This window comes from Psychrobacter sp. FME6 (genome assembly GCF_014861365.1).
Lineage (GTDB): Bacteria > Pseudomonadota > Gammaproteobacteria > Pseudomonadales > Moraxellaceae > Psychrobacter.
In genome coordinates this window covers 1-4348 of record NZ_RRYW01000153.1, presented here as the reverse complement: position 1 = coordinate 4348, position 4348 = coordinate 1, and the positions used below count along the sequence as shown (strand labels likewise).

The window sequence follows — 4348 nt, the reverse complement described above, 5'->3', positions numbered from 1 at the left end:
AAGCGGTATTATGATAATTTAACCCTGTCAGGCATTGCTGCCTGACTCAAGTAAAACACTCTCCGATAAAGTCGGGGCGGTTCAAACTAAGGAAGGAAAATGTCAAAACTATTAACACTATTAGCAGTATCTGCTCTTACCTTACCAGTCATTGCATGTTCATCTAGTGGAGCTCCAAGTGACTCTGATGTAAAAAAACTTGTGTTATCTGAAGTTGCACGGAACATCTCTGATCAATCTATAAAAGATCAGGTAGAGGTTGATTACACTGAATGTAAAGCAACTGAAACTGAGGGTAAATATTTTTGTGTGGTATCAGTAGGGGTCGACTATCAAGGAGAGAGACAGGTAGATACAAGAGGCTGGAGCTTCACTAAAGCTAACGATAATTGGTTCATAAAAGGACCTTTAGCTATTTCAGGTGCGGATAGAGATAAAGCAGAGGGTAAATAGTAAAAGCCAAATATTAATATAAGACCATCTTGAATTCTGTGTAACTGACGTTTAGATTAAATACTTACACAAAATTTAGGAAGGTCTCCAAACTCAAAAGGCGATACATAGCCCAATGCACTGTGTATACGCTTTTTATTGAACCAATCTACCCAATTCAATGTCGCAAGTTGTACATTCGCTAAACCTTGCAAATCTGCTTTCAAATATTCAATCACCTCTGTTTTGTATAACCTATGCCCTGTTACAGCCAAAGCATTATCAAGGCCTAGTTATATATTTTTTCTTATGTTATCAAGCCAAGCTTGCATACTTGGTGTAAGCAAGCGATGACGGCGCCAAGCCATGACAAGCTCCCATTTTAACTGAGGTTGGGTTAGTGGCAAGCAGACTAATCCTGTTAAATCCAACTTTTGAGTATAATATTGAGGCAAAAGAGTCACACCCATATCCTGTTTTACCATGTCAAGAAGCAAGTGCCACTGATTGGTTTGGCAAATAATATTAGGTTCAAAACCTAGTGATTGACAGTTTTCTATAATCATTGGAGTAAATGATGAATTGGAGGTAAATAAAATTAGGGGTGCATTTGATAGTGATTTAAGTGTTACCTTCGTTTTTCGCTTACCCATACGGTTTTTATTTGCTACGACCACCACTGGATAGCAACATATCGACGAGTAGTCAAAATTATCGTCAATCGGCTTCATCAATGTTGCCACATCAAGTTGCCCCTCTAGAAGGGCCTGCTTAAGTGACTCAGCACCATCTTCGATAAGTGAGGTTTCTATACTAGGATGCATTTGGTAAAAGTTAAAAATAGCTTTGCTTAGTATTTCACTGCCTAACGGTGAAATCCCTAGACGCAACTTACCACCTATTAATTGCTGATAATCTACTACTGTTTGTTCAAGATTATCTGCCTTTTGTAAGATATCCACTGCTTGAATATAGAGGTGTTCGCCAATTTCCGTTAAATTAACTAGCCGCTTTTTTCTATGAGTCAACGGCTTATCAAACAGAGCTACGCCTAAATATTCTTCAAGGTTACTGATGGATTTGGTAACGGTGGGTTGAGTTAAATTGAGTTGGATACTGGCTTGAAGAAACCCACCTGTTTTTACGACTGTCACAAAGCAGCGTAATTGCTTGAAAGTTATCATAAATAATAGACCACATTTAAGAGAAAGAACGAAATTTATTATAGAAATTGGGAATAAAAATAAAAATATAATTCATAATTTATGACTATAGTATTTTTATAATAAGTAGTCTCTAATCAACAAACAACAACTATTATGCGTAATCTTAATCTTCGTCTATCCTCCTGTTTTTTAGCTAAAACAAAACTGGCACTTCAAAGGTTCTATGGCCAATCATGGCTTCATGTCCTTATGCAATGCGCTATTATCGCAGCTGTCTGGTATTGTGCTGCGATATTGGTTGAGTTATTGCATTTACCCGTATCCTCAGGCGTCTTAGGAGTATCTTTAATGCTGATCTTATTAATGAGTGGTGCTATCAAGGTTAACTGGGTCAGACTGGGGGCAAAATTTGTTTTGGGTGAATTAGTATTAATGTTTATCCCACTTATGATGTCAATACTTCAATACAAGGCGCTATTTATCAGTAAGGGCTGGCAATTAATGCTGACAATTATCTTAAGTACCGCGATGGTGATGTTAAGCTCAGCATTAACCTTTATTATGGTGCACCGTTTGCAACGTAGATTGTATCGACATCAGATTCATAAAGCCCAATTAAACCTAAAAAATAATGATAATGTGTGAGGATTTACAATGAATGTCTGGTCAATCCTTTGTCTCATTTGGACATTAGCTGCTTATTATATGGCTAAAGTAATCTATGTGCGCTATCGAAAATCTTGGCTAAACCCAGCTATCACGGTTCCAGTAATAACGCTTTCATTAATGATTATCTTTAATATCTCTTATGATACTTATTGGAAAGATACAGCTTGGATTGTGCAGTTACTTGCCCCCGCAACGGTTGCGTTTGCTATACCTATTTATGAATATCGTCGTTTAATACGTCGACATGCTTTGGCTTTGACCGCTTCCATAACTGTCGGGATGGTGGTGGGAGTCTTAAGCATATACCTATTCACTGGTTTGTTCCACTTTGATAAGACCTTGACCTATAGCTTGATGGCCCGTTCAATATCGACACCATTTGCGTTAGACTTATCTGAAAAAATTCACGGATCTTCCTCTTTAGTCTCATTGTTTACTTTGATCACAGGGATGGTGGGAATGATTTTAGGGGATATGATTTTGACTTTTTTTCGTATTCGCTCACATCTTGCAAATGGAATCGCATTTGGTAATGCATCACACGGTCTTGGTACAGCCCGGGCAAGTCAGCGCAATGAGGACGAGGGCGTTATAGCTAGTTTAACAATGGTTTTAGCGGGATTGTTTATGGTATTCTTAGGCCCTTCATTAATACATGGCGTAATGTTATTTGGGCAAGTTTAAACAAATATATATAGAGACCCTAATCTATATTAAGAATAGATATGATATAGTCAGTTCAAAATAAAATTGTTATGGTTAGGACAAACATCATAAAACAACTTGGATAAGTCGTTTTCCAACCAGCCTTGGCGTAGAAACTTTACTTGTGCCCATTTCTTTTCAATAGGGTTCAAATCAGGGCTGTACGGTGGCAGCCATAGAATACGATGACCATGCCTATTCAGTAGCTTTTGAATGCGCTTACTCTTATGAAATCTGGCATTATCCATCACAATCACGCATTTGGTTTTAAGACTTGGGATTAGGGTTTGTTTGCACCATTCGTAGAATATGCTGCTGTTAATGTTGTGCTTAAAGTAATCTAGTGCAAACAGCATCTTTTCATAGAGAGCACCGATAACGTTGGTTCGCTTTTTACCTTGCCAGTTGTAGCTATCGATACAAGGCTTACCAATCGGTGTATAACCATGAGAGCGAATGGTCTCGTGCTCAAAGCCGCGCGCGTATACGCGCGTATATATAAACGATGGGATAGCCTTGCTGCCTAAAGCTATTAGGCTTACTGTGGTATATCGCTCTTTTGATCGGACAGGCTTTTGGATGCTCTAAGGTCTTTTTTTTGACTGATGCCTAGGCGCTTTAGGGCATGATAAATGCCTGTTTTACTACAGTTTAAGCGACGAGCTCGCTCATGAGCTATGCTGAAGAAACCGTACAACTAAACTTGGTAAACTAAGCACAATTATAGGAGTTTACCATGACCAAGAAATTAAGAGTATCGTGTCTATAAAAAAGACAAACTGTTATTTAAAATACCTCAACTATTCAGCTGTTAGCCCTGCTTTAACACCCGATAGACCGTAGCCACCCCAACACCAACCGCCTTAGCAATCTCCTCTTTCGTCATATTGTTTTGACTGGCTAATTCTTTAATACGATTGTGTTTCGTTGTATTAGGCTTCTTACCAGTGGGCTTATAACCACTGTTCGCCAACCCCTGCTTAATACGCTCTCTACGCTTATCGTTATCAAGCTTTGCCATCGTTGCTAATAAGTCGATCAGCATATGGTTAATCACTGTTAGGATCTCACCTGTCATGCCTTTACTTACCGTATGCGTAGTTGGTAGATCAGCCACCACCAATCGCAAGCCCTTGTCTTTGATGCGCTGCTTTAGAATTGCAAAATCATCTTGAGATAGCCTGCTTAATCTGTCCACGCTTTCAACCAGCAGAATATCGCCTTGATCAGCGTCCTTTAATAGCTTAGCTAATACTGGCCTATCGAGCTTTGTACCACTGAAATGCTCAACGTACTCAACAAGGTTATCGTTATAGCTTTGGCTAAAGCTAATCAAGTCAGACAAGGCTCTCTTAGCGTCTTGATCCTTAGTGCTG

General features: G+C 39.0%; 6 protein-coding genes and 2 pseudogenes. 3 read left to right on the top strand and 5 right to left on the bottom strand.

Going from position 1 to position 4348, the window contains the following annotated elements; translation table 11 throughout:
* The first annotated feature begins 99 nt into the window (after nucleotides 1–99).
* A complete protein-coding gene (locus tag EI162_RS13600) occupies nucleotides 100–453 on the top strand; it encodes a hypothetical protein (RefSeq protein WP_192524847.1) in 354 nt (117 codons plus the stop codon).
* A gap of 56 nt (nucleotides 454–509) precedes the next feature.
* Here EI162_RS13600 and EI162_RS13595 read toward each other — a convergent pair.
* Both EI162_RS13595 and EI162_RS13590 read right to left on the bottom strand, forming a co-directional pair.
* Nucleotides 510–716 (bottom strand): annotated as a pseudogene (locus tag EI162_RS13595) (integrase core domain-containing protein); the annotation flags it as partial.
* Nucleotides 717–725: 9 nt separating this feature from the next.
* Complete coding sequence (locus EI162_RS13590; RefSeq protein ID WP_095570632.1) at nucleotides 726–1616, bottom strand: LysR family transcriptional regulator; 891 nt, start codon at nucleotides 1614–1616, stop codon at nucleotides 726–728.
* Between the two features lie 135 nt (nucleotides 1617–1751).
* Between EI162_RS13590 and EI162_RS13585 the strand changes: the two genes are divergently transcribed.
* Nucleotides 1752–2243 (top strand): CidA/LrgA family protein, encoded by a 492-nt coding sequence (locus EI162_RS13585; RefSeq protein WP_192520905.1) that lies wholly within the window; start codon nucleotides 1752–1754, stop codon nucleotides 2241–2243.
* Nucleotides 2244–2252: 9 nt separating this feature from the next.
* Nucleotides 2253–2951, top strand: coding sequence for an LrgB family protein (locus tag EI162_RS13580; protein WP_192524846.1), 699 nt, complete (start codon nucleotides 2253–2255; stop codon nucleotides 2949–2951).
* Between the two features lie 50 nt (nucleotides 2952–3001).
* On the opposite strand, the gene EI162_RS13575 is transcribed toward EI162_RS13580, so the two are convergent.
* The 3 genes and pseudogenes from EI162_RS13575 to EI162_RS13570 form a co-directional block, all read right to left on the bottom strand.
* Nucleotides 3002–3391 (bottom strand): transposase, encoded by a 390-nt coding sequence (locus EI162_RS13575; protein WP_318779328.1) that lies wholly within the window; start codon nucleotides 3389–3391, stop codon nucleotides 3002–3004.
* A gap of 119 nt (nucleotides 3392–3510) precedes the next feature.
* Nucleotides 3511–3645, bottom strand: a pseudogene (locus tag EI162_RS14710) (transposase); the annotation flags it as partial.
* Between the two features lie 138 nt (nucleotides 3646–3783).
* On the bottom strand, nucleotides 3784–4348 hold a 565-nt coding region (locus tag EI162_RS13570), incomplete at its 5' end, for a recombinase family protein (RefSeq protein WP_192524845.1).

What these genes read in the sequence shown, in the direction of transcription:
- EI162_RS13600 (WP_192524847.1), top strand. Translation starts at nt 100, where the DNA reads ATGTCAAAACTATTAACACTATTAGCAGTATCTGCTCTTACCTTACCA.
- EI162_RS13590 (WP_095570632.1), bottom strand. Translation starts at nt 1,616, where the DNA reads ATGATAACTTTCAAGCAATTACGCTGCTTTGTGACAGTCGTAAAAACA.
- EI162_RS13585 (WP_192520905.1), top strand. Translation starts at nt 1,752, where the DNA reads ATGCGTAATCTTAATCTTCGTCTATCCTCCTGTTTTTTAGCTAAAACA.
- EI162_RS13580 (WP_192524846.1), top strand. Translation starts at nt 2,253, where the DNA reads ATGAATGTCTGGTCAATCCTTTGTCTCATTTGGACATTAGCTGCTTAT.